23 protein-coding genes are annotated in these 26843 nt (G+C 42.2%); 20 read left to right on the top strand and 3 right to left on the bottom strand.

Features of this window, described 5'->3' with window-relative positions; translation table 11 throughout:
- Positions 1-27 precede the first annotated feature (27 nt).
- The 15 genes from RH949_RS18880 (at position 28) to RH949_RS18810 (ending at position 14945) form a co-directional block, all read left to right on the top strand.
- Complete coding sequence (locus RH949_RS18880) at positions 28-996, top strand: class I SAM-dependent methyltransferase (protein ID WP_446355244.1); 969 nt, start codon at positions 28-30, stop codon at positions 994-996.
- Positions 996-1940 carry a glycosyltransferase family 2 protein gene (locus RH949_RS18875; protein WP_446355242.1) on the top strand — a complete coding sequence of 315 codons (945 nt, stop codon included), beginning with the start codon at positions 996-998 and terminating at the stop codon, positions 1938-1940. The genes RH949_RS18880 and RH949_RS18875 overlap by 1 nt, the downstream gene beginning before the upstream one ends.
- 132 nt (positions 1941-2072) lie before the next feature.
- Positions 2073-2825: an FkbM family methyltransferase gene (locus RH949_RS18870; RefSeq protein ID WP_446355240.1), complete on the top strand. Its 753-nt coding sequence runs from the start codon at positions 2073-2075 to the stop codon at positions 2823-2825.
- Positions 2826-2840: 15 nt separating this feature from the next.
- A complete protein-coding gene (locus tag RH949_RS18865) occupies positions 2841-3980 on the top strand; it encodes a hypothetical protein (protein WP_446355238.1) in 1140 nt (379 codons plus the stop codon).
- A complete protein-coding gene (locus tag RH949_RS18860) occupies positions 3962-5002 on the top strand; it encodes a glycosyltransferase (protein WP_446355236.1) in 1041 nt (346 codons plus the stop codon). Before RH949_RS18865 ends, RH949_RS18860 begins: the two co-directional genes overlap by 19 nt.
- Before the next feature lie 7 nt (positions 5003-5009).
- Complete coding sequence (locus tag RH949_RS18855) at positions 5010-6155, top strand: glycosyltransferase family 4 protein (RefSeq protein ID WP_446355234.1); 1146 nt, start codon at positions 5010-5012, stop codon at positions 6153-6155.
- Entirely contained in the window at positions 6148-6888 is a 741-nt protein-coding gene (locus RH949_RS18850) for a class I SAM-dependent methyltransferase (RefSeq protein ID WP_446355232.1), read from the top strand. Before RH949_RS18855 ends, RH949_RS18850 begins: the two co-directional genes overlap by 8 nt.
- 25 nt (positions 6889-6913) lie before the next feature.
- Positions 6914-7453 carry an acyltransferase gene (locus RH949_RS18845; protein WP_446355320.1) on the top strand — a complete coding sequence of 180 codons (540 nt, stop codon included), beginning with the start codon at positions 6914-6916 and terminating at the stop codon, positions 7451-7453.
- Between the two features lie 36 nt (positions 7454-7489).
- Positions 7490-8584, top strand: coding sequence for a sialate O-acetylesterase (locus RH949_RS18840; RefSeq protein ID WP_446355230.1), 1095 nt, complete (start codon positions 7490-7492; stop codon positions 8582-8584).
- A gap of 151 nt (positions 8585-8735) precedes the next feature.
- Positions 8736-9293, top strand: a complete 558-nt coding sequence (locus tag RH949_RS18835) for an FkbM family methyltransferase (RefSeq protein WP_446355227.1) — start codon at positions 8736-8738, stop codon at positions 9291-9293.
- Positions 9286-10515: a glycosyltransferase family 4 protein gene (locus RH949_RS18830; protein WP_446355225.1), complete on the top strand. Its 1230-nt coding sequence runs from the start codon at positions 9286-9288 to the stop codon at positions 10513-10515. The genes RH949_RS18835 and RH949_RS18830 overlap by 8 nt, the downstream gene beginning before the upstream one ends.
- Positions 10502-11806, top strand: a complete 1305-nt coding sequence (locus RH949_RS18825; protein ID WP_446355223.1) for an O-antigen polymerase — start codon at positions 10502-10504, stop codon at positions 11804-11806. The genes RH949_RS18830 and RH949_RS18825 overlap by 14 nt, the downstream gene beginning before the upstream one ends.
- Positions 11807-11900: 94 nt before the next feature.
- Complete coding sequence (locus RH949_RS18820; RefSeq protein ID WP_446355221.1) at positions 11901-13118, top strand: glycosyltransferase family 4 protein; 1218 nt, start codon at positions 11901-11903, stop codon at positions 13116-13118.
- Positions 13084-14280 (top strand): glycosyltransferase, encoded by a 1197-nt coding sequence (locus tag RH949_RS18815; protein WP_446355219.1) that lies wholly within the window; start codon positions 13084-13086, stop codon positions 14278-14280. Before RH949_RS18820 ends, RH949_RS18815 begins: the two co-directional genes overlap by 35 nt.
- Positions 14281-14339: 59 nt before the next feature.
- The gene (locus RH949_RS18810; RefSeq protein ID WP_446355318.1) at positions 14340-14945 is read left to right on the top strand and encodes a YdcF family protein; all 606 of its coding nucleotides are present in this window, start codon (positions 14340-14342) and stop codon (positions 14943-14945) included.
- Between the two features lie 320 nt (positions 14946-15265).
- On the opposite strand, the gene RH949_RS18805 is transcribed toward RH949_RS18810, so the two are convergent.
- Positions 15266-16681 carry an NCS2 family permease gene (locus RH949_RS18805; protein ID WP_446355217.1) on the bottom strand — a complete coding sequence of 472 codons (1416 nt, stop codon included), beginning with the start codon at positions 16679-16681 and terminating at the stop codon, positions 15266-15268.
- A 43-nt stretch (positions 16682-16724) separates the two neighbouring features.
- Between RH949_RS18805 and RH949_RS18800 the strand changes: the two genes are divergently transcribed.
- Entirely contained in the window at positions 16725-18275 is a 1551-nt protein-coding gene (locus RH949_RS18800; protein WP_446355215.1) for a dolichyl-phosphate-mannose--protein mannosyltransferase, read from the top strand.
- A gap of 139 nt (positions 18276-18414) precedes the next feature.
- On the opposite strand, the gene RH949_RS18795 is transcribed toward RH949_RS18800, so the two are convergent.
- Complete coding sequence (locus tag RH949_RS18795) at positions 18415-19038, bottom strand: Uma2 family endonuclease (RefSeq protein WP_446355316.1); 624 nt, start codon at positions 19036-19038, stop codon at positions 18415-18417.
- Between the two features lie 224 nt (positions 19039-19262).
- On the bottom strand, positions 19263-19823 hold the full coding sequence (locus tag RH949_RS18790; RefSeq protein WP_446355314.1) for a Uma2 family endonuclease: 561 nt from the start codon (positions 19821-19823) through the stop codon (positions 19263-19265).
- A gap of 301 nt (positions 19824-20124) precedes the next feature.
- On the opposite strand from RH949_RS18790, the gene dnaK reads away from it, so the two are divergent.
- The 4 genes from dnaK to RH949_RS18770 all read left to right on the top strand — a co-directional run bounded on the left by dnaK (position 20125) and on the right by RH949_RS18770 (position 26778).
- The gene (dnaK, locus tag RH949_RS18785) at positions 20125-22191 is read left to right on the top strand and encodes a molecular chaperone DnaK (protein ID WP_446355213.1); all 2067 of its coding nucleotides are present in this window, start codon (positions 20125-20127) and stop codon (positions 22189-22191) included.
- A gap of 213 nt (positions 22192-22404) precedes the next feature.
- Positions 22405-23400 (top strand): DnaJ C-terminal domain-containing protein, encoded by a 996-nt coding sequence (locus RH949_RS18780; protein ID WP_446355211.1) that lies wholly within the window; start codon positions 22405-22407, stop codon positions 23398-23400.
- 110 nt (positions 23401-23510) lie between these two features.
- Positions 23511-26033, top strand: a complete 2523-nt coding sequence (locus RH949_RS18775; protein WP_446355209.1) for a DEAD/DEAH box helicase family protein — start codon at positions 23511-23513, stop codon at positions 26031-26033.
- Between the two features lie 91 nt (positions 26034-26124).
- Positions 26125-26778: a restriction endonuclease subunit R gene (locus tag RH949_RS18770; protein WP_446355207.1), complete on the top strand. Its 654-nt coding sequence runs from the start codon at positions 26125-26127 to the stop codon at positions 26776-26778.
- The last annotated feature ends 65 nt before the right edge of the window (positions 26779-26843 follow it).

Below are 26843 nucleotides of genomic sequence, written 5' to 3'. Positions count from 1 at the left end.
CCAAGTAAACTAAGTTTTTGTTTTATTATGTTATCTAAATTTATTAAAAATTCTATAGATAAATTATTGCTTTTTACCTTCAATAAATTGCCTATTCGCATAATAAAGAAAGTTTTATGGTTATTGCATTGTAATCCTGAATTAGGAGATAAATGGGGTTACTCCATTCGTCAATATCATTATTATGAACCTCTGCCAGAATTTTCTACAATTACGAAGAAAAAAGTTCTAAGACGACGATTTTCGAGTTGTATAAATTGGAATCTTGAGTCTCAACTTGATTTAATAGACAAACTCAGTAATTACTATACGGAAATTCATCAACTATCTGTTAAAGAAGGAGTAAAACAAAAGTTTAATTTTTTAAATGATTTGTATTTTGAACTTGATGCTGCCTTATACTACGCCATACTTAGAGAAAAAAAACCATCAAAAGTAATAGAAATTGGCGCGGGATACTCAACCCAAATTGCGTCTATAGCACTGGATAAAAATCAGCAAGAGGGAAAAAAAAGCAAAATTATTTGCATCGATCCTTATTATTCATTAAAGCCAAATGAATGTAATTTTGATATAGAAATTATCACTAAAAAAGTTGAAACAATTCATCTCAGTCTGTTTGAGCAGTTAAAAGAGGGTGACATTCTTTTTATTGATTCTACCCACACGGTTAAATTTTGTAGTGATGTATGTCGGGAAATTTTAGAGATTTTGCCAGCTATTGCTAACGGCGTCTGGATTCACTTTCACGATATATTTTTTCCTTATGACTATCCTCCAAAATGGCTGATCGAAGAACGTCGAGCTTGGAATGAGCAATATATGCTGGAGGCATTTCTCGCCTACAATTCGAGTTTTGAGGTCATCTTAGCTAATCATTGGTTATCTATCGATCACCCAGAAAAAGTTGCTAAACTTTGGTCTGAGGTTCTAAATTGGAAAGAACCTCATCACCGGTGTAGCGGTTTCTGGATTCGTAAAACATCGTACCGCTAATGCCAACAGTTTCTATCATCATCCCACTGTACAACAAGGTAGCTTATATAGCAGACACGATTAAGTCCGTAATTTCCCAAACTTTTCCAGATTGGGAAATGCTAATCGTGGATAATGGCTCTACAGATGGGAGTAGGGAAAATGTTCAGCAATTTCAGGATATCCGAATTCGCCTTTTACAATTTCCTAAACGAGGACCAGGGGCAGCACGTAACTATGGATTGCTTCATAAACGAGGGCAATGGATTCAGTTTATGGATGCTGATGATTTACTAGAACCTGACCATTTAGAACAACAACTATCTATTGCGCGAGACAATCCGGAAGCTGACATTATTGCCTGCTATTGGCAGGAATTTACCGATGGGAATCCTACACAAAGAATAGTTAAACAGCCCTTAGGTATCGGACAGCCCATTGAAGTGCTGCGAGATAGTGCGATTGCTTTTGCTCCTTGGGCGGTTCATGCAGCTTTAATTAAACAAACAGCAATATCTTTAGATTGCTACTGGCCAGAGCAGCTTGATCAGTATTTAGGAGAGGATATTGCCTTTTGGTTTCGATTAATCAGTAAATGTACAGTTGCCTATGGACAACACAAAAGTGCATTGTATCGAATTCATACTTCCCAGTGCCGCACTCAAATTTCAAATGCTGAAAAATGGTTTGAAGGAGTTCATGCAGCTATTGAGTTAAATCAGCAATACTGGCAAACTAGAAACCATTCATATACACCTCGACAGTGCGAAAATTTGATGCGCGTTTATTCGGATATATACTATTTGACAAATGAAAAAAAGTCACCCCATGTAGAACTACAGGTTTTGTCTGTGGCATCTTGGTGGCTAAAGGAGTATTGTAGGGTAGCGAATCAACCTAAGTTATCCATGATAATTCGTCGTATAATAGGTATCAAGCATTTTGTGAAATTTACAAACTTATGAGACAGTATCAATAAGGCATAAAAACAGCAAATTCAGTTAGTTATAATCTTATGTCCCGATTGCTTAGCAATAGCTCTGTATTGTCACAATCTAGCACCTCTGTTCTTGCTCATCTTGTTTAGGTTTTAATTTATGTTCTTAAGATCAATTAAAAATTTATTCTTTAAATTCCGCTATAGATTCAAAGGTATTCCTTTCCAAATTGCTAATTATACTTTATACTTTGATGAATCCCTCAGACGCTGGAATATGGAAGTAGAGTTGGCTGTCCATCGGATTTTAGGCAGACATTTAAATCCAGGTCATGTATTTATTGACATCGGTGCAAATTTTGGCTTACATACACTTTATGCGGCTAAATTAGTCGGAGATAAAGGTTTTGTATTTGCCTTTGAACCTGTGCCAGCAAACCTAAAGTTGCTGCGTAGAAATGTAGCCTTAAGTGGTGTTCAGCAACAAGTAAAAATTGTGCCGAAAGCGGTGTCTAATTCATCGGAACCATTTGTAACTTTTTATCTACCTCCAGAAGAGGTGGCAGTAACGGCATCACTTTGCTCAAATCCAGTGACTTATAAGACTATCCAACTCTCTAATGTTCGGCTAGATGATTATTGGAGCAACCTAGATTTACCTGTTCAGTTCATTAAGATTGATGTAGAAGGGGCTGAATTAGAAGTCCTCCGTGGAGCAGAAAATCTACTGAAACAATGGCATCCAACGTTGCTAATTGAAGTTCATGGATTTGCTCTACCTAACTTTGGTAGCAATGTCAATGAACTCCGGAATTTCTTAAAAAATATAGGCTACCAAGAAAGCGTATTAGATTCAGATGGATTGTGTGAAGAAAATTATTTTCATGCACTTTACAGGACTAAAAATTATTAAGCTATAATATTTATCATGAAAATTGGTGTTGTTGTCACAACCATCTATACGGGTAACTTTATTCATGAGTATTATGAACATTTCCTAAGCCATGGTAATTTAGAGCAAGTTCATTTCTACATAATCGGCGATATCTCAACTCCACTTAGCTGCCGAAAACAGATAAATAAATATACCCAGCAGGGTCTACCGTGGTATTATCTAGACCCAGACGAGCAAAATAAATTCCTAAAGCCCTTTCCAAAACTCGCTGCTGAAATCCCGTGGAGAAGCGACAACCGTCGCAATGTGGGGTTTCTAATGGCGTATCATGAGCGCTGCGATGTGATTATTACGATTGATGACGATAACTATCCGAAGAAAAAATGGTCTTTTTTGGCAGGACACTCTACAGTTGGACAAGAAATTTCTCTTCCTATAGCAATTGGGCATAACCACTGGTTCAACTTATGTTCCATGATGGAGGTTGAATGTCCTTCGTTAGGAAATGGGAAAACAGTTTATCCCAGAGGCTTTCCTTATCAGCGTCGTCACCCCAATTGTTCAAAAATAAATACCGAAATTTCCAGGGGGACTGTTGCTGTAAACGCTGGACTTTGGTCTGGCGATCCAGATGTCGATGCGGCTACGCGCTTGGTAACTAATTGTATTGCAAAGGAAAAGTTAACGGCTGACTATCTACTAGCTCCCAGGAGTTTGATGCCAATTAACACTCAAAATACTGGAATTATACGAGATGCGATACCTGCTTACTATTATGTAAAAATGGAACATCCAGTTGGTGGAATGAAACTCGATCGTTTTGGTGACATATTTAGCGGTTTTTTCTTGCAAAAATGCGTGCAAGCCATGGGACATCGGGTGAAACTTGGTTTACCTGTTGTGGAACATCGTCGCTCTCCTCATAACCTCTACAAAGACCTCTGGAATGAATTGGCAGGTATGGTTATTGTTGATGATATGTTACCCTTATTAGAGACTCCCTTGTCTCAAGCTACAACCTATAGTGAAGCCACTCTAGAATTAACCGAGCGAATCGAAGAATGGTCATCTAAGCAGCAGGGATTTCTCTGGGATAAATCCTTAAGGGATTATTTTAAAACTATTGCTAATAACATGAAGCTTTGGGTAGAGGTATGTCACAAGTTAAACTGAATATTTCTCTAGTCACTACCGTCTTAAATGATCAATCAGGATGTGCTGATTTCCTGAAAAGCATGGCAGCTCAGACTTATCTGCCTGATGAGATTGTGATCGTTGATGGTGGTTCTACCGATGGGACTTGGCAATTCTTACAAAATTATTCACATAATCAATTTTGTTCATTACAGGTGATTCAAGAAATTGGGTGTAATATAGCTCGAGGGCGAAACTTAGCGATCGCTCAGGCTCAACATGATATTATTGTTTCTACAGACATCGGGTGTACCTGGGACTCCCTATGGTTGGAGGAACTTGTTCAACCCTTACTCAAAGACAATCAATTAGAAGCTGTCATGGGGAGTTGGCAAGTGCGTTGGCAAGATTTGAAAACGGATTGGGCAAAGGTAGAGTATGCTTTACATGATGGGCTGAAATTAATTGCCACTCCCAAATCCCATGCCTCTTCACGCTCAATTGCTTATCGTAAGTCATTGTGGGAAAAAATTGGTGGGTATCCCGAAGATTTAACCTTGGCAGGTGATGATATGGTCTTTGCCCTGCTATTACAGCAAACAACAACTCAAGTTACTTGCGCTCCTATTCCCCGTTGTTATTGGCAACGCCCTGTGACATTGACATCCTTTTGCCAGGAAGCTTTCCGAAATTTTCGTGGGGGTGGAGAGGCAGGTATTTGGCTAGATTATGGGGTTCTTGTTAGCGGAAGGCTATGCTTTGAAGCCTTCTGCCTGATGTTCAGTTTAGTTTTTCTCTTTTGGGCTTCACCGACTTGGCTAGGAATAGTGTTTTTGAGCAGTTTCCTCATTAGTGCTGGAGCGCGAGTTCGGAGATTAGTACCAGCGATTCAACGATTGAATTCCTGTAGCTACATCAAGAACTGGTATCAACTTCTGGTTTTTGAATATATAATTAGGGTTTGGGGCGTAATTGGGTATTGGCAAGGATTTGTGTGGGGATTTAAGCGATGCAAACAATGCCGTGAGAGGCTGCGTAACCTAAAGCTAAGGACAGTTTAATCCAGTTATGAAACTTCTCTACTATTCACCAGCGAGTTATGGAGGCATTGCAGATTATGCTCATGAGCAAGCTAATGCCTTGGTTTCTTTAGGCGTTGATGTTACTTTCCTTTGCACTCCCAACTATCCTATAGGTAGGGGGAAAAAGTATAAAATGATGCCAATTCTTCAAGACCTAACTCCCAATCAGACATTTCCTCATAAAGCCTTAAAAGCTATACATTACATAGCAACAATGCTAACAAATTTCAGCAAATTGGCTAATTTTATTGAAGCCAATCATTTCCAGTATGTGTTGCTTGGATCTTATGTGGAATATTTCGCCCCTATTTGGTCAGGTTCTTTGAAGAAACTCGCGAAAAAAGGCGTGATATTTGGTGCTATTGTACATGATCCTGTGCGTGATTTTGTTGTTGGTCCTCATTGGTGGCATCGCTGGTCAATTGCCTGTGGTTATTCTTTCTTAAGGGAAGCCTTTGTTCATGAAACCATTGAACTTGATACAGTTTGGTCAATGCCTCAACTGCGAACAACTGTGATTCCCTATGGAATACACCAGTTTCCGAGCGCCAACAAATCTAGGAAAGAAATACGGACAAGTTTAAATTTACCACTTGACGCTAAAGTAATGCTGTCTTTTGGTTATATCCGTAACAACAAAAATCTTGACCTTGTGATTCGAGCAATGGTTAATTTTCCACAAGTCTATCTGATTGTTGCTGGGCAAGAACAGTCATCAAGTCAACGACCAATAGCTTTTTATCAGGACTTAGCTCAAACCTTGGGTGTTGGAGACCGCTGTCGGTGGGAAGTCCGATTTATTCCAGAGGCAGAAGTTGGCAACTTATTTATAGCTGCTGATATTATAGTACTCACATATAGCTATACTTTTCGTTCTGCGAGTAGTGCTTTAAGTACAGCAGCAAATTACCGTAAAATTTGTATAGCATCAGCAGGTGAAGGTTCTTTGCGATCTGTTATCCAAAAGTATGAACTTGGGATTTGGGTTGAGCCGGATGATTTAGTCTCTCTAGTCAAGGGAATTCAAATATGGTTAAACAGTCCTCCGCAGCCTAACTGGGAAAAGTATATTGCGGTAAACTCCTGGTTAATTAATGCCCAGTCGGTAATGAACTGTTTTAAATATGTCTAAAATTGAGATTCAGCTACCTGATAACTTTGAATTTTTTACGGATAGGATTATCGAACGGGGATGGGTTGGAGAAATTGGCAAAAATAAACAGGATATTAAGGGTGCTGTTAGTAAAATGGAAGCCCGCACTTTGGCAACTATTATATTGCAGCATAATTGTCAGAAAAGTTTTGAGACAGGGGTAGCCAACGGAATTAGCACTTTAGCGATTACCCAAGCCATTGCATTGACTAATGGACATCACTATGGAATTGATCCCTACCAATTCACATATCATAAAGGAACCGCTTTAAGCTTGTTAGCAGAACACCATTTATTGTCTTACTTTACCTTGTGTGAAGGTTCAAGTCATTTAGAAGCTCCTAAACTACTGAGTGAACATGACAAATTTGACTTTGCTTTTATTGATGGAATGCATACATTTGATTGCAAATTCATTGATTTTTTTTATGCCGACAAGCTTTTGAAAATTGGAGGTTTATTAGTTTTTCATGATTGCCTACTGCCATCGGTTAAAAAGATTTTTCGGTTTATTAAAACACATAAAAAATATAGTTTAATTGCCACTCCAGAGTTACAACCCAACTTACAAGCAAAAGCAAAATATATGCTGGCAGCATTCATCAAAGGTAAGCTTTATTGGCATGAATGGCATAATGATTTTTGTAATTTGTTAGTTTTGCAAAAAACTTGTGAAACAGAGTTACCTTGGTATCACTTTGAAGATTTCTAAAGATATATTAAATGCTTTAACAATGATGAACTCTAGACTACTTGCTGGCAGTATTCTGAGTTACAGCTACAATCATTGGCTTGGAAACTTACCATCCTCTAGAATCCGCATGGTTTATCTGAAAACCTATTTAGCCGAAGTGGGTGCGGGAACATCAGTACAAATGGGATGCAAATTCCTAAATGGTAGAAAAGTATATCTGGGTGATCGTAATGTGATTAACTTTGGCTGCTTGTTTGATGGTCGCCACTATCACATCCAGACAGGGGCTGATGTCTCAATTGGTCCTGAAGCCGCAATTTTAACCTTGGGTCATGATCCGCAATCACCAGAATTTGCCGATCGCGGTGGAGATGTAATCATCGGCGATCGCGTTTGGATTGCTTACCGAGCTATTATCTTACCAGGAGTCACTATTGGTGAGGGAGCAGTTATTGGTGCAGGTTCAATAGTCACAAAAGATGTAGAACCCTATACTATTTTTGGAGGTAACCCTGCCCGCTTTATCAAGAAGCGAACACGCAAGTTGAATTACACACTAAACTATAAACCTTGGCTATATTAATGAATCCATTTTTTTAACAAAATATAAAAAACAAATATGAACAATATTTTAAAATCAAAGAAAAATTCAATAGGTTTACTTGTGGGTTTTACGGCTATATTGCTTTCTTTTTTTATTATATTAAACAATACGTTTGGATTAAGAACTAATTTATTCCTCGACACTAAAATTCACGTTTTTTTGAATTTGCAAAATAGGCAGATAATTCAAAGAGCAGAACAAGATCAGACAATCCTAAAACTATCTGGACGTGTGGGTTGGTTAGCTGAATCAGTTGAAGTTGCTATCACGTCTTCTGACATGACAGTAATTCAACCAAAAGACTGGAGCTTACTTGATACATCTCCTAAGTTTACATACTTTAAAGGTCAAGTATCTGTATTGCCGGGATGGATTAAAATTTTTGGAAGGAGTCAAGGAAGAGGCTATCGATTGGCGAATGGACTCCAAATAGGAGTGGGAGAGGTATTTATTGTTGCAGGACAATCCAATGCATCTGGGAGTTCTAAAACGTTGTTTTTATCAAAGTATGATAATGTTCAAGCTGGACAGTTACAAGAAGATGGTTCCATTCTTTGGAAACATGGAGACGATCCTAAAATTCGTGGTGGAGGTGGTTCACCATGGCCTCTAGTAGGAGATATATTATCTACAGAGCTTGGGATGCCAATTGGATTTATTAATGTAGCTAAGGGCGGCAGTAGCATTCGAGACTGGGAATTAGGAAGTGATTATTTTAAACAGCTAATCGGGGTAATTGAATCTTCTCAACCATACGGAGTGCGAGCAATCTTGTGGCATCAAGGGGAAAGCGATAAAGGAATGACTTCAGATGAATACTATACTCGGCTGTTCAGTCTAATTCATGAAGTTCAGAAAGCTACGAAAGTGAATATCCCATGGTTAGTAGCTCGTGCTACCTATGGATCTGGCAACATATCAGAATCCGTGCGAAGTGCTCAGAAACGCATTTGGGATGATGGCATAGCTTTGCAAGGGCCTGATACTGATTCTTTGGGTCAACCTTACCGCGAAACATCAGATGGAGTTCATTTTAATGAAGCCGGAACTCGTGAGGTTGCTAAACTATGGACAGAAAAAATTAAGGCTGCTTTTTTTGACAACAACTAGAATTTTTAAAATCGTAACAGTGAATCTTATCCCTTATCTAAGTCTAGAACCGATACCTTTTCGGATATTATTCGGTCCCTTTCGAGGGACTCGCCTTATCCTCAACCCCACCTGTTCCAAGCGAAAGATTCTTGGTATTTATGAGCATATATTGAACCCTTGGCTTAACCAAATTCTTCCTGATATTGAGGTTGTGTTCGATGTCGGCGCTAATGATGGCTATTTTACCTATGGGTGTGCCAAAGCGATCAAACGATATCATAAATTGGGACACATTATTGCCTTTGAGCCGGGATTAGGTGAACAAACTGCCTTGTCAATTCCTGCTACTTGGTCCGACTATGCTGGTATCAGTTTTGAATTCATCCCTCTGTTTGTGGGTTCTATCTCCACCGAATCGACGATCACCTTAGACAAGGCTTATGAGGAACGTCCATCACTGTATGGAAAGCCATTATTAATAAAAGTAGATGTGGAAGGTTCTGAAGTTGATGTGCTAAAAGGGGGAACTGGCTTAATTCAAAAGCCCCATCACTGGGTTGTCGAAGTTCATGGCGACCATCTACTCGATCCAGTGCTGGATTTCTTTAATAAAGCTAAAAGAGCAGTAGATATCCGTCTACTCCAACCCCATTGGCTGCTAGGTTCAGAATCACGCACCATCAAAACATCATGGGTTACCACTCGACCGGATAAAGCGAATGTCTGATAAAGTGCCACCATGGATTTGCTGTCAACTGGGTGCTCGTGAACATTATGCTATTCCACGAGCTTTACACCAACATGGAAAACTCGCCTGCCTGATTACCGATGCTTGGGTCTTACCTCAATCTCCACTCAACTTGCTACCGAGACCTTTTTTAGCGAATTTACGCGATCGCTTCCATCCTGACTTAGACCAAGCCTCCGTCCACGCCTTCACTCACTCTTTGCTTCGTTTTGAACTAGCACAACGCCTGCAAAAAAATTTAGGATGGACAAGTATTATTGCGCGTAATCACTGGTTCCAACAACGAACCGTTGATTTATTGAAAACCCTAATGCCAAAACTTAACGCTCGTCCCATTCTCTTTGCCTACAGTTATGCCGCTTTAGAACTGTTCCGCTATGCCAAAACCCAGGGTTGGATCACTATCCTAGGTCAAATTGATCCAGGATTTGTCGAGGAAACATTAGTTCAACAGGAACATAGTAGACATCCAGACTATCAGTCTACTTGGCAACCCGCACCACCTCAATACTGGATGAATTGGCAAGAAGAATGTTTGCTAGCTGACCGAATTATTGTAAATTCTTCCTGGTCAAGCCAAGCCTTGCAACAAGCAGGTATTCCTGCCAATAAGATGGACATGATTCCCCTTGCCTACAACCCCCCTGAGACAGCAAGCACTTTTGTGCGAACCTACCCCTCAACTTTTTCACCTGAACGTCCCATGCGCGTGCTGTTTCTGGGTCAAGTAATCATGCGTAAGGGTATTGCTGCAATTTTAGAAGCTGTTCAGCTCTTACATCATCAACCGATAGAATTCTGGCTAGTTGGTTCTCTAGGCATTGCTAAGCACGCTAAAATGCAAGGGCAGATTCAGTGGATTGGTTCCATCCCTCGCCGTCAAACAGCGCAGTACTATCAACTCGCTGATGTTTTCCTATTTCCCACTCTATCCGATGGTTTTGGACTGACCCAGTTAGAAGCACAGGCATGGAAACTACCTATCATTGCGTCTAGATTTTGTGGGGAAGTTGTAGAAGATCAAGTAAATGGTTTGATCTTACCGGAAATCACGGGAAAAGCTATTGCTCATGCTATTGAATTCTGCTTTAATAATCCAGATAATCTTGAGCGATTTGCTAAAGCAGCTATCAAAACCTCTAAATTGAGCTTGTCAAAATTGCACTACAATCTTCAATCTCTATCTCATGCCTTTATTTGAATATCCAGAACTAGCCTTTACCCAAGTCACACTCTTAGTTGTAAGTGGAATCTGGTTAATGCGGCGAAACGATGAAGTCCCCTTACTAATCAGTAGCTTCCTGTTTTACGTGGCATCTTACCGATACTGGGCAGTTACTCATGGGATTAATCATTGGGTAAATCTTACTTGGCTAGGATTGAGTTCTGTGACGCGAGAGGCTGCTCTTGAAGCTTTAGCTTGTATTGTATTTGGTCAAATCTGTCTCTTGTCCACTTACATGTGGAACCAGAAACGAATCTTGCCAATTTTAAACTCGACAGATGTGAATCCCAATTTCTTGCAGTGGTTACGACCTAAAGTGATTTTTTTCAGCTTATTATGCCTACCAATCGTAGTAATTACTAGATCTCAAGTTTTTATCCAATTAAGTACAGGGAATTCTTTAGCCTTCCAAATTAGCAGTTATTTATATTTATTTCCATTGGCTCTAGTAGGAATAGCTACTATAGTTTTGAATTTATGGAAGTTCAATTCTTTTAATTCTTTAATCAATAAAATCTTTGCTATTTTGATTATATTTTGCATATTTGTACTGACTTTCAGTAGTACAGGTAGGTTTCAGTTTATGGGATGGATTACTGCTGCTGGAATTATTTTATCGTCTTCCTATAAGCCAAAAACACGTATGGTTATTATAGGTGCTTTTCTTGTAGTAGCGATCAGCTTATTTGCATTAGCTGGAGCAATGCGTAATCCTAATCTTCCAGATAACCGTTTGAATCAAATAGCTTGGGAACGTGCATCCAGTGCAGAAGATGCTAATATGCTTGATGGTTTTGTACTGCTACAGAACGTATATCCCCAACGCTTAGACTTTCAGTTAGGTATGGAACATCTAGAAATCCTAATGCGCCCGATTCCCAGAGCCTGGTGGCCAGAAAAACCTGTGGGAGGTTATATGAATAAATTAGGTTTAACTATTCATGGCGGCAAGGGAACTCTGGGTATTTCACCCAGCTTATTCGGTTCATTTTACGCAGAAGGAGGTATAGTGGGAATTTTTATATTATCGCTGCTCTACGGCGTAATTTTGGCTAAGATTGTCCGTTACACTACTAAACTACAACCCTTTGCTGCTATCCTTGTCCGTGCCATTCTCTGTGCTTCGTTGCTTCCATTACTACGTGGCGGAGACTTACCTGGAATTTATGCCTGGATTGGTATGGCTTTTTGGCCCTGTTTTTTATTACTCTGGATTAAACGAGCCGATTTTCGATTAAAATCATTTGCATCAATTTCTATGTATTAACCATGAAATTATCCGAAAGTACATATAAACATCACTAGCATGTTTAAGTAGTTTATAACCTAATGAAATCTATCTAAATAATTCATATTCAAATATGCATGTCGTTATCATTTTCCACACAATTGGAGGTTACCATGCCGCTCGACTGCGTGCTGCCTACACCGTCTGTCAACAAAAAGGTTGGCGCTTTACTGTAGTTGAAGTGACAGACAATACCATAGAACATCCCTGGGGTGACATAAGGCAAGAAATTACGTTTCCTTATAAAACTCTCATGCCTGTGACAACTACTCCAGCGTCAGCAGATCGTGGTTATCAATCTACTGTAGCAGCATCATTATTACCTACCTGTCTGGATACTCTTAAACCAAGTGTTCTGATTATTCCGGGTTGGGGATTTCCTGTCTCTCGTGCTGCTGTGTCATGGTGTCAACGCCATCGTATTCCGGCAATCCTCATGAGTGAGAGTAAACGGGATGACGAAAAGCGACAGTGGTGGAAAGAGCGACTTAAATCTTGGCTTTATGTAAGGAGGTATAATGCTGCACTCGTTGGTGGCGAACTACATCGCCGCTATTTGATAGAATTAGGTATGCCAAGGGATAAAATTTTTCTGGGTTACGATGTAGTTGATAATGACTATTTCAGGCATGGTGCTGATACGGCTCGGCGATATCCAGATGCAGCAAGACGTCGTCAACCCAAAATTCCTTTGAAACCCTATTTTCTCTCCGTCACTCGACTGATAAAACGTAAAAATGTATTACGTCTTATAGAAGCATTTGCGGCTTATCGTCAACAAATTGGAGAAGAGGAAGCTTGGGATCTAGTTGTCTGTGGTAATGGTGAAGAGGAAACCTCTGTCCGAAATCTTATTTATCAAAAAAAACTCAACAACTGCGTTCACTTACCCGGCTTCATCCTCTATAAATTTACAGTAGATTGGTATGGTTTAGCCAATGCTTTTGTCCATCCTGCTGTGCAAGAGCAATGGGGATTAGTGGTGAATGAAGCTTGTGCAGCTGGCTTACCAATATTATGTAGCCATACAGTGGGAGCTTGCCCTGAACTTGTTCAGGAATCTCGGAATGGTCTGCTGTTTGATCCGGACAGCAGCCCAGATATTACTCGCGCCTTACTAAACATACATAGACTGAATTCAGATTCACGAACTAGAATGGCTAAATTAAGTCGTCAAATCATAGCTAATTATTCTCCTCAGATTTTTTCCGATGGTCTTTTAAAGAGTATTAATGCTGTATTAAAGCAAAATCAACATGAAAATATTACAAGTAGTACCGTCATTAGCTAAAGAAAAAGGTGGACCTACTCAAATAATATTAGAGATGGTTCATTCATTAGGTGAATGCGGAATTACAGTAGAAATTGTAACCACGAATGATAATGGTTCCAACCTCTTAAACGTACCGTTGCACCAACGCATTGAGTACGAGAAAGTACCCGTTTGGTTTTTTCCTAGATTTTCTCCACCGATTAAGGATTTTATTTTTTCCGCTGACCTAACTAAGTGGCTGTGGCAACACTTAGCTGATTATGATATTGTTCACACTCACTATTTGTTCTCTTATGCTCCTACTTGCGCTGCTGTAATTGCCACATACCAGAGAATTCCCTACATAGCGACGCCCTACGGGATGCTAACAGAGTGGGCAATTAACAATCAACGCTTGAAAAAGCAAATTTATTCAATTATTGAGCGATATAATCTTAATAGGGCGGTGGCTATTCATTGCTCTACAGCAGAAGAATCAAAAAATGTAGAAGAATTTAATGTTAATACTCAAAACATTGTCATTCCATACGGCATTCATCTACCGAATTATCAATCTAACGCAAAGCAGTGTATTCACAAAATATATAACGTATACTCTAAAAAGAAAATAATTTTATATTTATCCAGAATTCACTATAAGAAGCGTCCAGATTTGCTCATTAAAGCACTAAGAAAGCTGAATGAGCAAGACTATGATTTCCATTTGATATTGGCGGGTTCCGGTGAACCCGACTATGTAAATCATCTAAAAAAATTAGTCGCCTCTGTTGGTTTAACCAAACATACATCATTTGCGGGTTTTGTTACGGGTGAAGACAAAAACTTACTCCTCCAAGGTTCTGATATTTTTGTCCTCCCTTCTTTTTCAGAAAATTTTGGAGTAGCGGTAGCTGAAGCCATGGCGGCTGGATTACCCGTGATTGTTACGCCGGGAGTACAAATTTCACCCGAAATTGCTGAAGCCAAAGCTGGATTAGTTGTAGAGGGAGATGTTGAGACTCTTGCTGATGCGATCGCGACTTTGCTAAACTCTCCTCATCTACGCCATGAACTAGGCGAGAATGGTAAGCGCTTGGTGAGTCATCGATATTCCTGGAAGGTGATCGCTCAAAATCTGATTTCTGTCTATACTGCAATAATCGAGGGAAAACCTTTGCCTGATCATCTCAGTAATTATTGATCAGCCGTCAAATCAGTGACATTTCCCCCTATCCCGCTAGTACAAATATTCTGGTGAAAATCTGCCGTCATCAATTTAAATGGAGATGCTGTCTAACCAGCGCTACCCTGATCCTGATCCTACTGAGTATCATCCCCCTGCGGCTGGCGATCGCACAATACCAATCCCCTCATCCCCAAGCTATTCTAACCTTAGGCGGTGGGCGCGATCGCGAAAAATTTACCGCCCAATTTGCCCAAACTCACCCCTCCCTAGACATCTGGGTTTCCAGTGGTTCACCCCCAGACGTTCTTTATACTATTTTCCAAAACGCCAATATTCCGATCCAGCGCGTTCATCTAGATTATCGCGCCGTCGATACCGTCACCAACTTTACCTCCCTAGTCGCTGACTTCAAACGCCGAAAAATCCAACATATCTACCTAATCACCTCAGACTATCATATCCCTAGAGCCAAGGCGATCGCGACTCTGGTTCTCGGAAGCCAAAGCATCACCTTCACCCCCATCTCCGTACCCTCCAACCAACCCCCTGAATCCTGGCTACGGATTCTCCGTGACAGCATTCGCGCCCTACTATGGATTATCACAGGTCATACTGGCGCTACACTTAAGCCACAATTGATTTCCTTTGTCCTTCGTTATTTATCCTTTGTCCTTGGTTAGTTGTCATATCATTGACTTAAAAGGAATGTTGTTGACTTAAGATAAATACAGCACTTTCCGCTCTTATGGGATACGTTTTATCCCCCTTGCATCACCCTTAAAAAGGGGGACTTTAACGGTAGCAGGGTCTGTTAATACAGCCGTTACGACTGTATCGCCAACTTGGACACCATAAAAGGAATTTCTTCTCTTTAAGCTTCAAGTAAAAATCAAGCTTATTAGGTAATTACTTTAACCCGTTTTAACGGGTTTTAGCTTTTAGCCCGAACTTTAGTTCAGGGCTTTAATTCAGGGCTTTAATTTAGGGCTTTAGTCAGTGCTTACCCACCACTATTCATCGCCATCACGATAAAACGCAGCACAAAAATCCCCGCCAAAACCCACACCGCGATCGCGACTTCATGGGCTTTCCCTTGAAACCCTTTAATTAACGGATAAGTAATCAATCCAATCGCCAACCCTTCCGCGATCGAATACGTCAATGGCATCATTAAAATCGTTAAAAACGAAGGAATAGACTCCGCCGGATCATCCCAATGAATCCCCCGTAAATTCCCAGCCATTAAAACCCCCACAATTACCAATGCTGGCGTCGTGGCAAAGGCTGGAATTCCTGACAGTAACGGAATAAAAAATATCGAACCAATAAACAAAAACGCCACAACAACAGCCGTAAATCCCGTTCGTCCCCCTTCCGCAATCCCTGAAGCCGACTCAATATAGGTTGTCACCGTCGAGGTTCCCAAAACCGCCCCTACTGTTGTCCCTACTGCATCCGCCATCAACGCCTGATTCGCCCTAGGCAATTCCCCCTGTTCATCAATATACCCCGCCTGCATCCCCACCCCAGTCAGCGTACCTACGGTGTCAAATAAGTCTACAAATAGAAACACAAACAACACCGCCAGGAAATCCCAGCGATTCACCTGATTGATTCTACCCAATCCCGCGATCGCACTCCCAACTAAATCCACGGGTAACTCAGGAACACCAATAATCCCCTGGGGTAACGGAGACACGCCGAGAATCCAGGCTAGCGCCGCCGTTGCCAAAATCCCCCATAACAGCGCCCCCGTGAGGCGACGGGCAACAAATGCCGAGGTAATTAGGATACCCACGATCGCAATTAATGTCGAGGGTTGACTCAAATCCCCTAACTTCGTCTTCGTCACTGCATCAGCAGCGATAATCCCCGCCCCACTTAAGGCAATATAGGCGATAAATAAGCCAATTCCAGCCGCTGTTGCCCGTTTCAGACAATCGGGAATCGCTTTGACGATTAAATGACGGACATTTGACAGGGTTAGGGCAATAAAAATCAACCCTTCGATTAAGATAGCAGAAAGGGCAATCCGCCAGTCGATGCCTAATCCCAATACCACCGAGTAGGTAAAAAAGGCATTAAGTCCCATACCGGGGGCAAGGGCAAGGGGGTAATTCGCCCACAATCCCATAACTAGGGTAGCAATTGCCGCAGAAAGTGCTGTGGCGATGACCAATTCATTAAACAAATCTCCTGATGCTTGTAAAAAAATAGCATCGGATAAAATTCCCGGATTCACCACCAAGATATAAGCCATCGTCATAAAGGTGGTGAACCCTGCCAATAGTTCTATGCGGATCGTAGTGTGGTATCGATCAAAGTTAAAGAATTTAGCCAAAACTCCCGGCTGTTTCGCTGGTTGTCCAGACGGATTAGCAGGGGAATGCTCCTGATTTGGATCATGATGACTCATAAGTGTCGCCTGAGATGCCCTAAGATTTAGCCATTAGTATTATATGATTGGGAATCATAAATTATATCACTTATCAACGTATTGGTTTCGCCTTGGATTAATCGCTATTTTTTTAGCCTCAGTCCTACTTCGATCTTGGGGATTAGGTCGATTTAATATGCTGGTATTTGACGAGGTGTATTATGCCAAATTTGCCAATAACTATTTAACCGGAATAGACTTTTTCAATGCCCACCCGCCCTTGAGCCAATATATTATCGCGATCGGGATGTGGCTGGGTTCTCATTTTCCCTGGGATCAGCAGTCCATGAATGGTTTGGCGGGTTCATTACGATCAACCTGGAGTTATCGTTGGCTGAATGCGCTCACGGGTTCGTTTATCCCCTTAGTTGTCGCCGGAATTGCCTATCAGCTTAATCGGCGTCGCAGCTATGCGTTAATCGCCGCTTTGTTAGCCGGGGCGGATGGTCTATTTTTAGTTGAGTCTCGCTACGCACTGAATAATGTCTATTTGGTTATTTTGGGATTATTGGGGAATTTATGTTTGTTAATCGCACTCAATCAATCTCAGTCGAAACGCTGGATAATTTTGGCATTATCGGGGGCTTTTTTCGGCGCGTCTGCTTGTATTAAATGGAATGGCTTATGGTTTTTATTCGGGATTTATCTTCTGTGGGGAATCGCTTGGTTGCTTCAGGGGAGAGGAGATAGTTCAAAATTTAAACCTTGGGTTGGGGCGGGTTTATTTGCATCTAGGTCAAAACGAGACGATAGTAGTGAAAACCGCCGCGACAAACCATGCACTACAGCGAAGCGAAGGGGCAACACTCAACACTCAATACTTAAAACTCCCTTAGTTAATCTAACTCAATTAAACGGGATTCAATTTTTAGGAAATTTTGCTCTAATTCCAGCACTAACCTATAGCTTACTCTGGATTCCACACCTAATAATGAATCCCCAACCGGGATTTTTGGAAGCCCACTATAGAATTTTGACGTTTCACGAAAAAATCGGTAGTGGACCCGATGTTCATCCCTACTGTTCTAAATGGTACACTTGGCTAATTATGCTGCGACCTGTGGCTTACTTTTACCAAACTGCCCAGAGTACCCGCGAACAAGTCCCGGCTTACCCTCCGTTACCTAAGGGATATGGTCAGGTGATTTATGATGTCCATGCGATGGGAAATCCTATCCTTTGGTGGTTATCAACAGCAGCCATTTTATTGTTACTGTTGCTGTTGCTACAGCGTATTTGGTCAGGAATGCGTGGATATTTTCCGCCCACAACTGTGAATTATATTAGTCTCTATTTAGGTCTTAACTGGCTGGCTCAGTTATTACCTTGGATTGGGGTCAGTCGCTGTACATTTTTATACCACTATATGGGAGCTTCTGTGTTTTCTGGGTTAGGGTTAGCTTGGCTGATTGACCGTTGGCTACATCGAGAGCAAGAATCTTGGCAAATCGCGGCGATAACGGTTATCAGTTTAATTCTGTTGGCATTCGTATTTTGGTTGCCGATTTATTTAGGATTACCTCTATCTCCTGAGGGTCATCAACTGCGAATGTGGTTCCGTTCTTGGATTTAGATTATTTTGTCATTGGTCAAAACACTGATTTCACGGATTTATTGTCCAGATGTAGGTAGGCATAAGAGAACTTATTGACACTGATTACACAGAAAAGTTAGTTCTCTCATCTTGAGAGGATGATTTGGATTTTAACTGATTACTCTTGTGTCATAGCCACAATTTGAAGCGTTGTTAGTTCTAACAGAGGAAACAGGGGGGACATAATTTTCACGTCTCCTTGATATCGTACTGCCTGGTATTCATCGTCAATTAAACGATTGATCGTTACAGTGGGTTGTTTAGGAGATCCAATATATTGAATTCCTCCCAATCCGGCATAATCAACGATCCAGTATTCCAGAATTCCTAGTGTTTCGTATTCATTTAATTTAATCCGGTAATCGTCCCGCCAATTAGTGCTAACAACTTCAATAACCAGGGGTGGTGGTATGTATGCTGCTGCGGATGCTGAAGTTTGACGCATTCTTTGCCATTCTTCTTTGGTGAATACGACAATATCAGCTTTACGACTGGACTCATTTTCACCGGGGACGTTATTCAACTGGACTTGTTTGCTCTGACGGGGAATATAAGGCAGATTCAAGCCTTGACAGTGATTGTTCAGGAGACGACAAAGCCCATCAACAACGTCTTCATGTTTGGCTGTGGGTTCACTGAGGGGCATAGCAACTCCTTGGAAAAGCTCGAATGACCTACCGGAGCCGTCATCCCAGTTGAGAAATTCCTCGAAGGTCAGGATTTTTTTTGCGATCGCAACCATTGTTATTGATCCCATCCATGGGTCAGCTTGATTTGGCTTGTATCTATCTTAAGGGAATAAACAGCCGGATCATTTTGGGTATTAGTTTAAGATCTTTAAACAGAGCACCACCAATGGCATAGCAAAGTTTATGGCATGATTGAATGTTGGGTTTCGTGCCTCAACCCAACCTACAATGCTACAACGCTACAAAGCTATCACCATCGTCTATGAATCAAAACGGATTACCCCATTTTTAACCAATCAAACACCTGGTTGACGGTGAGGGTTAATTTTAGATCGGGCAAAACTGGAAGGGCTTGTTCTCCCTGACATAATACAGGTGGCTGCTGCGGTTGTAGGCACAAAATGCTGAGATCGTCTGGGTCAACAAACCAACCTAAGCGACTCCCATATTCTAGACAATAAAGGATATTTCCCAACACTTTGTTGGGTCGTTGTTCGGGGGAAATAATTTCTATAGTCCAATCTGGGGGAAGGTCAAAGTTATCGGGAACGTTACCTTCAGCCGTGAAAGGGATACGTTCCCACTGAAAAACTGCAACATCTGGAACGATGGATCGTACACCAAAACTACATCTTAATTCTGGAAAAGCATAGGCGATTTTTGCCTCCTCTGCAACTTGATTGATAGTGGCGCAGAGTTTTCCTTGCAAGCGGCTATGTCGTCCCTTTGGCATGGGCTTTTGGATGATTTCTCCATTGATATATTCACTGGCGGGTTTGGTTTGTGGCAGTTGCAGAAATTCTGGCAATGTTAGTGGTTGGGAGAGTGCTTGTACCATGGGGATCGCCTGCAAGGTGAGACGGCAAATTATATACTCCATTCTAGTGAAAAGCGACGCGATCGCGCCTTGGTACGATAGACCTATCGTAGGTTGGGTTTCGTTCCAAGGACCCAACCTACGATCCTCTGCTCCCAGACGCTTCTTGCATCCTGTCTCTACATTGCTCCCCCTCTTCCTCACGATAGAATAGGTAAAATGACCAGCGATCGCACTTCCTCTGGTCAACTATCCATTAAAATCTCTAAAGTTATTGTATTCAGCGATTTGGCATTAACAGCGAGAGGAGACAAAAGTACGCATGGGCAAGGTAGTCGGCATTGACCTAGGGACAACAAACTCTGTGGTAGCCGTCATGGAGGGTGGCAAGCCGGTTGTCATTGCTAATGCAGAAGGTATGCGGACAACCCCTTCTGTGGTGGCGTTTAGTAAGGAGGGGGAACGCTTAGTCGGACAAATGGCACGCCGCCAAGGGGTTCTGAATCCCCAAAATACGTTTTATGGGATTAAGCGCTTTGTAGGGCGTCGATATAGCGAACTCAATCCTGAGTCTAAGCGCGTCCCCTATACGATTCGCCGTGATCCAGAAGACGCGATTAAAATTCGCTGTCCCCGCCTGAAGCAGGAATTTTTCCCGGAAGAGATTTCGGCGATGGTACTACGGAAGTTGGCGGATGAGGCGACTCGCTATCTGGGTGAAGAGGTGACGGGGGCGGTGATTACGGTTCCCGCTTATTTTAATGATTCTCAACGACAAGCGACGCGAGATGCGGGGCGGATTGCGGGGTTGGAGGTGTTGCGAATTCTCAATGAACCCACAGCCGCATCCTTGGCGTATGGGTTGGATCGGGAAGACAGTCAGACGATTTTAGTCTTTGATTTGGGCGGTGGTACGTTTGATGTTTCGATTCTAGATGTGGGGGATGGTGTTTTTGAGGTTAAAGCCACCAGTGGGGATACCCAATTGGGGGGAAATGATTTTGACCGCAAAATTGTGGATTGGCTAGCTGAACAGTTCCTGGAAGCCGAAGGCGTGGATTTACGCCGCGATCGCCAAGCCCTCCAGCGATTGATGGAAGCTGCTGAAAAAGCCAAGATTGAGCTTTCGGGGGTGGGGGTGACGGAGATTAATTTACCCTTTATCACCGCCACCGCAGATGGACCTAAACATCTGGAAACCCGACTGACTCGTCCCCAGTTTGAGGGATTGTGTGGGGAATTGGTGAGTCGTTTACGTCGTCCCCTGAAACGCGCCTTCAAAGATGCGGGATTGACGCCTGTACAAATTGATGAGGTGGTTTTGGTTGGGGGTTCGACTCGGATTCCCTTAGTTCAGCAATTGGTTCGGAGTTTGATTGACAAAGAACCGAATCAAAATGTGAATCCCGATGAAGTAGTGTCCGTCGGCGCAGCCATTCAAGCGGGTATCCTGAGTAATGAAGTCAAGGATGTGCTGTTGCTGGATGTGACGCCGTTATCGATGGGATTGGAAACCATTGGTGGGGTGATGAAAAAGTTGATCCCCCGGAATACGACGATCCCGGTGCGGCGATCGGATATCTTTTCTACGAGCGAAAATAATCAAACCCTGGTAGAAATTCATGTCCTGCAAGGGGAACGGGAAATGGCAAATGATAACAAATCCCTGGGACGATTTAAGCTGACCGGAATTCCGCCTGCGCCCCGAGGCGTTCCCCAAGTGCAAGTGGCGTTTGATATTGACGCCAATGGGATTTTACAGGTAACCGCCTTGGATAAAACCACGGGACGGGAGCAAAGTGTGACAATCCAAGGTGCATCAACCTTAAATGAGTCGCAAGTGCAACAGATGATTCGCGACGCCGAGGAAAATGCCCAATTAGATCGTCAACGTCGGGAACGGGTAGAGAAGCGCAACCGCGCCGAAACCATGGCGACGGATGCGGAACGTCAACTCAAGGAAGTGACCCTGGATTTTGGCACCCAATTTGCCAGTGCGTATCGGCGGCGGATTGAAGCCCTAGTATTGGAACTCCGAGACGCGATCGCCCAAAATGATGATCGGGCGATTGACCGGGCGCAGTCAGATTTACAAGATACTCTCTATGAACTCAAACGGGAGGTACGGTTAGCTTACGCCGAAGATGAGGATGATGACTTTTTTGGATCAATTCGCCGTGTCTTCACCGGAGAAGACGAAGACGATGCTTATTGGGAACCCAGACGGCGTGAACCGCGTGAACCCCGTGATCCGTATGATTATGGTGTAGGGACAGGTCGATCCAGTCGCCAACGCGATTACGAAAGACCCAGAAGTTATTCCCGTCGCGATGTCCGTTCCGCCCCCTTAGAAAATGATTGGGATGAAGAGGATGATGATTGGTTTTAAATAGTGTTGAGTGTGTAGGGGCGGGTTTAGGGACTAATATTGATTGTCGTCCCTAGCTTGGCGGCAAAACCCGCCCGGTGTGTAGGGGCGGGTTTAGGGACTAATATTGATTGTCGTCCCTAGCTTGGCAGCAAAACCCGCCCGGTGTTTAGGGGCAAGAACTATTTGACCAATGACCAATGACCAATGACCAATGACCAATGACTAACGACAATGCAAAACTTTCGGAATTATTACGAGATTTTAGGAGTTACCCCCGATGCATCCAATGATGAGATAAAAAAAGCATTTCGGCGACTCGCCCGTAAATATCACCCGGATGTGAATCCAGGGGATAAGACGGCTGAGGAACGGTTTAAGGATATTAACGAAGCCAACGAAGTTCTGTCTGATCCAAGCAGGCGATCGCAGTATGATCAGGTTGGCAATTTCTTTAAGAAGAAAGGATTTACCCGTAAGGCGGCGAAAACCAGTCCAGTCAGAACCACCTTCTCCCGTAATGGTCGGGGGCGTACTTCTAGCCAAGAAGTGGACTATAGTGAGTTTGGTGACTTTAACAGCTTTGTTGAACAACTTCTAGGACGCCGTCCGCCTCGTCCTGGTATGGGAACGGAACGGACAGGGGGGCGAGTTGAGTCCTCAGATTCGTTTCGTCCTGGAACCCGGAAAACAGCTTATAGAGCTAATTCTAGCGCCCAGCCGAAAAATGTAGAGGCGCGATTAACATTGCCGTTAGAAAAAGCCTATACCGGGGGAATTGAGCGAATCCGCCTCGAAGATGGTCGATCCTTAGAAGTTGAATTACCCGGAAATATGGTCACGAATCAGCGAGTTCGCCTCAAGAGTCAAGGCATCGCTGGTGGGGATTTATTTTTAATTATTACGGTTTCGCCCCATCCGTTCTTCAAGCTGAGAGGGTCAGATATTATTTGCCAGTTACCCGTGACAGCAGCCGAAGCCGTTTTAGGAACTCCTGTAGACGTACCAACTCTGGATGGGCGCGTGAAAATGAATATTCCGGCGGGGGTGCAGTCAGGTCAACGATTACGCCTCGCGAATAAGGGGTATCCGAGAGAAGGGGAACGGGGTGATCAGTTAGTTGAAATTCAAATTGTCGTGCCGAAAACACCAAGTCCCGAAGCGCGAGAACTGTATGAGAAATTGTTAGAAATAGAACGGTTTAATCCTCGACGGGATTTGCCGATGTGAGAGAAAGGTAGAGGATGAAGGGAGTGCGATCGCGTCTTTAAATGAGGCGATTGTGAAGCAAAAAACCTAAGATATGCTTAATAGAATCTATAGAAGAGGCGGTCACAACTATGGTAGATTTTAAAAAGTTACGTGAATCTAAAGCTCAAGCTAACGTTATAAACCCAATTGACATCTTTGAACGCACACCCAAACCACCCAACATTTCGGGTTTATATGGAAGTCAAACCCAAGTTCTAGAAGAATGGTTTAAGCGTCGAAATGAACGCGATCTCGTTATTAAGTTACCTACTGGAGGTGGCAAAACCCTCGTCGGCTTGCTTATTGCCAAGTCACTCCTCAACGAACACCATGAGCCAGTTATTTACTTAGCATCAACTAATCAACTTGTTGAACAAGCCTTAACCAAAGCCCAGGAATATAGAATACCAGCAGTAGTCTATCAAAAAAATGCTGATTTACCAGACGATTTCCTGGCAGGCAGAAGTGTCCTAATTTGTACCTACAATGCTCTTTTCAATGGTCTTAGCAAATTTGGACTCAGTGGCAGTCCTAAAGAAATTATAAAGGCAGTAGCTATAATCCTAGACGATGCTCATGTTGCTTTTTCAACAGTACGTGATTCTTTCACCCTCAGCATTGATAGAAAAAATTACTCTAACGATTATGCTCACTTAACCAATCTGTTTCGTGGCGATTTCCAAGAACTTGGAAAAGTGGGTACTTTCGATGATATTGTAAGTGGAAAAGAACACAATAGTATTCTGGAAATTCCTTATTGGAATTGGCATATTAAATCTAATCAAGTACGTGACTATCTGCGTAGTAAACAAGATAATTTTCTCTTTGTTTGGCCATTTATTCGCGATGCATTTGATTACTGTCACTGTCTAATAAGCAGCAGAGCATTTGTGATTACGCCTATTTTCCCATTAGTGGATATGATTCCAACATTTGCAGATTGTCCTCGACGTATCTTTATGTCTGCAACCATTAGTGATGACAGTGCTATCGTGCGTACTTTTGATGCCCAGCAAGATTCAATTGCTAAACCCATTACGTCAGACTCACTGGCTGGCGTCAGTGAACGTATGATTCTTGTTCCAGAATGGATGCAGTTTCCCAAAAAGGATGATATTCCAAAAACTCTTCGTGGTTTAGCTAAGTCGATAGCTGAAGACAATAATGTAGGGACAGTAATTCTTGTACCGTCTGATTCATCTGCCCAAGCCTGGAAAGATGTTGCAGAACTAGCCAACTCAACTCAGAAGGTGACTGAACTCGTCAAAAAACTTCAAGACGGAGAGTTAAGGGGTCCAGTGACATTTGCTAATCGATATGACGGAATGGACTTTCCTGGTTCAGCTTGCCGACTATTGATTCTCTCAGGATTACCTCGCGGGAGTAGCGAGTACGATTCATATCTCGCAAGTGTTTTTGTGGGGGGGTTTGCCTTTAACAGTACTGTAGCACAACGTATCGAACAAGGAATGGGAAGAGGTGCAAGAGGTTCTAACGACTATTGTGTTGTGATAATTACAGGCAAAGATCTTATTTCTTGGCTTAGCCGTTCGGCAAACCGAAATTTTTTAACAAGCAGTACATTTGCCCAATTTATAATTGGAGAAGAAACCAGCAGAAATATTACCGATGAAAAAGAGTTTCGAGAGACTATTATGTTGTGCTTGAATCGAGACAAAGATTGGATGGAATATCATGCTGTAAGATTGGCTGATCTAGCTGAAACGGCTCAGGCTCATCATACTTCACTGAGTCATGCTGCTGTAGAACGTAAGGCGTTTAAACTTTTGCGTGACGGTTATTTTGAAAAGGCAATTGCAAAGCTAGACAAGGCTTGTCAGCAAGACAAAGAGATTGAGAAGAATAGTAGAGGTTGGCTGAAACAATTTTCAGCACGCATTGCTCATTATTGGGGTGATTTTGAATTAGCTCAAGAATTGCAGCAGTATGCCTATGCTGATAATTCAAGTTTGTTACGTCCGAAAACTACTCTACCATACATCCCGCTTACACTGCCAGGTCAGCAAGCTAATGCAATTGTAAGTAAGCTTATCGAATACGATCCTCGTCGAGGCTATGCTACCTATTTTGATAAAGTAGTTTCACATTTAGTTCCGGAAGCATCTTCCAATCAGTTTGAACAAGCTCTCGCCGACTTAGGTTCTATACTTGGTTTCCATACAGAACGCCCAGACAACCTTTATAATCAAGGACCAGATGTACTTTGGTTACTAGATGATCAGCGAGCTCTAGTAATTGAAGCCAAGAGTCGTAAGCAGCAAGACAATGCATTAACAAAGGAGCAACATGGTCAACTCCTCAATGCAGGAGCTTGGTTTAACAAAAATTATCCCAATTTTTCTTCTGGTATTCTTGTTTCTGTTCATCCAAATACCGCTACTACACCAGCTACAGTGACGGTTGACTCCAAAGCATTAACATTTGAGAAACTTAACGAACTAATCACAGATAGTCGAAGACTATTAACTGAATTATGTGAAGCGGTTATCTCAGACAATGAACTCATTATTCGCTGTGAGCAATTGTTGTCTAATTATAGGCTGAAACCTAATTCATTGATTGAACAGTATCTTGTGCCGTTTGATAAATAAGATTAGTCTGTGAGGAGGATTAATTTTTCGACACAAACATTAATTTACTATAAGATAAAGGCTATGATAGCACCACACATCTAAAGGATCTATGGTTGAAGTTATTCAGGCAAGCAATCTAGCTTTGTATGAACTAGAAGAAAGATTTAACCTGGTACAGGTTCAAGACTATGACTTTTTCCCAGAGTGGCAGGGTATAGCACCAGATTTGACAGCTTATGAACAGCATTGGCTTGATCAGGCTAAGGCAGATTTCCTCAGCCTTGCTGAGTATCCCCTCCATGAGGAAATAGTCAAAATTGCCGTGTTAGCTCCGATTTTGTCAATAGCAGGGTTGTGCCGTGCGCCTTTTGTTCCTGCGGCTGAAAAGCAGGTGGAAATTTCATTTGAAAATGAAGATGAGGTGATTCGAGGACGAGTCGATTTGCTGGTACTTTATCGCAATCTTTGGGTTGCCACAATTGAAACAAAACCCAAACAAGCGGACGTACTAACCGCTTTACCCCAAGCTTTACTTTACATGATGGCAAGTCCGATTAGTTCCCTTCCCCTGTTTGGATTGTTGACAAATGGCAATCATTTTATCTTTGTGAAGTTGATTAAGCAACAGACACCAAGTTATGGCTTATCAGAATTATTTACACTGTTGCGACAGGAGAATGACTTGTATCGAGTTGTGGGAATTTTAAAGCATTTGAGGGAGTTGGTGCTGAGTGAAGATTGGCAAGCGCAGCAAGTTGGCTAGAGCGTCAGTCGATGTAACTACAATTAGCCGTCATGTTCCCGGCGTGCCATGGTACGTTTGTTAAT

Origin of the sequence: Coleofasciculus sp. A1-SPW-01 (genome assembly GCF_040217205.1) — a bacterium.
Lineage (GTDB): Bacteria > Cyanobacteriota > Cyanobacteriia > Cyanobacteriales > Coleofasciculaceae > Coleofasciculus > Coleofasciculus chthonoplastes_A.
The sequence above is the reverse complement of the archived record's forward strand: the minus strand, read 5'-3'. Positions and strand labels throughout refer to the sequence as shown.

Excerpts from the sequence above, each read along its gene's own strand:
- RH949_RS18780 (WP_446355211.1), top strand. The coding sequence starts at position 22,405 with ATGCAAAACTTTCGGAATTATTACGAGATTTTAGGAGTTACCCCCGAT.
- RH949_RS18865 (WP_446355238.1), top strand. The coding sequence starts at position 2,841 with ATGAAAATTGGTGTTGTTGTCACAACCATCTATACGGGTAACTTTATT.
- RH949_RS18875 (WP_446355242.1), top strand. The coding sequence starts at position 996 with ATGCCAACAGTTTCTATCATCATCCCACTGTACAACAAGGTAGCTTAT.
- RH949_RS18845 (WP_446355320.1), top strand. The coding sequence starts at position 6,914 with ATGAACTCTAGACTACTTGCTGGCAGTATTCTGAGTTACAGCTACAAT.
- RH949_RS18840 (WP_446355230.1), top strand. The coding sequence starts at position 7,490 with ATGAACAATATTTTAAAATCAAAGAAAAATTCAATAGGTTTACTTGTG.
- RH949_RS18830 (WP_446355225.1), top strand. The coding sequence starts at position 9,286 with ATGTCTGATAAAGTGCCACCATGGATTTGCTGTCAACTGGGTGCTCGT.
- RH949_RS18880 (WP_446355244.1), top strand. The coding sequence starts at position 28 with ATGTTATCTAAATTTATTAAAAATTCTATAGATAAATTATTGCTTTTT.
- RH949_RS18855 (WP_446355234.1), top strand. The coding sequence starts at position 5,010 with ATGAAACTTCTCTACTATTCACCAGCGAGTTATGGAGGCATTGCAGAT.
- RH949_RS18795 (WP_446355316.1), bottom strand. The coding sequence starts at position 19,038 with ATGGTTGCGATCGCAAAAAAAATCCTGACCTTCGAGGAATTTCTCAAC.
- RH949_RS18800 (WP_446355215.1), top strand. The coding sequence starts at position 16,725 with ATGATTGGGAATCATAAATTATATCACTTATCAACGTATTGGTTTCGC.
- RH949_RS18860 (WP_446355236.1), top strand. The coding sequence starts at position 3,962 with ATGTCACAAGTTAAACTGAATATTTCTCTAGTCACTACCGTCTTAAAT.
- RH949_RS18775 (WP_446355209.1), top strand. The coding sequence starts at position 23,511 with ATGGTAGATTTTAAAAAGTTACGTGAATCTAAAGCTCAAGCTAACGTT.
- RH949_RS18805 (WP_446355217.1), bottom strand. The coding sequence starts at position 16,681 with ATGAGTCATCATGATCCAAATCAGGAGCATTCCCCTGCTAATCCGTCT.
- RH949_RS18815 (WP_446355219.1), top strand. The coding sequence starts at position 13,084 with ATGAAAATATTACAAGTAGTACCGTCATTAGCTAAAGAAAAAGGTGGA.
- RH949_RS18820 (WP_446355221.1), top strand. The coding sequence starts at position 11,901 with ATGCATGTCGTTATCATTTTCCACACAATTGGAGGTTACCATGCCGCT.
- RH949_RS18790 (WP_446355314.1), bottom strand. The coding sequence starts at position 19,823 with ATGGTACAAGCACTCTCCCAACCACTAACATTGCCAGAATTTCTGCAA.
- dnaK (WP_446355213.1), top strand. The coding sequence starts at position 20,125 with ATGGGCAAGGTAGTCGGCATTGACCTAGGGACAACAAACTCTGTGGTA.
- RH949_RS18825 (WP_446355223.1), top strand. The coding sequence starts at position 10,502 with ATGCCTTTATTTGAATATCCAGAACTAGCCTTTACCCAAGTCACACTC.
- RH949_RS18850 (WP_446355232.1), top strand. The coding sequence starts at position 6,148 with ATGTCTAAAATTGAGATTCAGCTACCTGATAACTTTGAATTTTTTACG.
- RH949_RS18770 (WP_446355207.1), top strand. The coding sequence starts at position 26,125 with ATGGTTGAAGTTATTCAGGCAAGCAATCTAGCTTTGTATGAACTAGAA.
- RH949_RS18870 (WP_446355240.1), top strand. The coding sequence starts at position 2,073 with ATGTTCTTAAGATCAATTAAAAATTTATTCTTTAAATTCCGCTATAGA.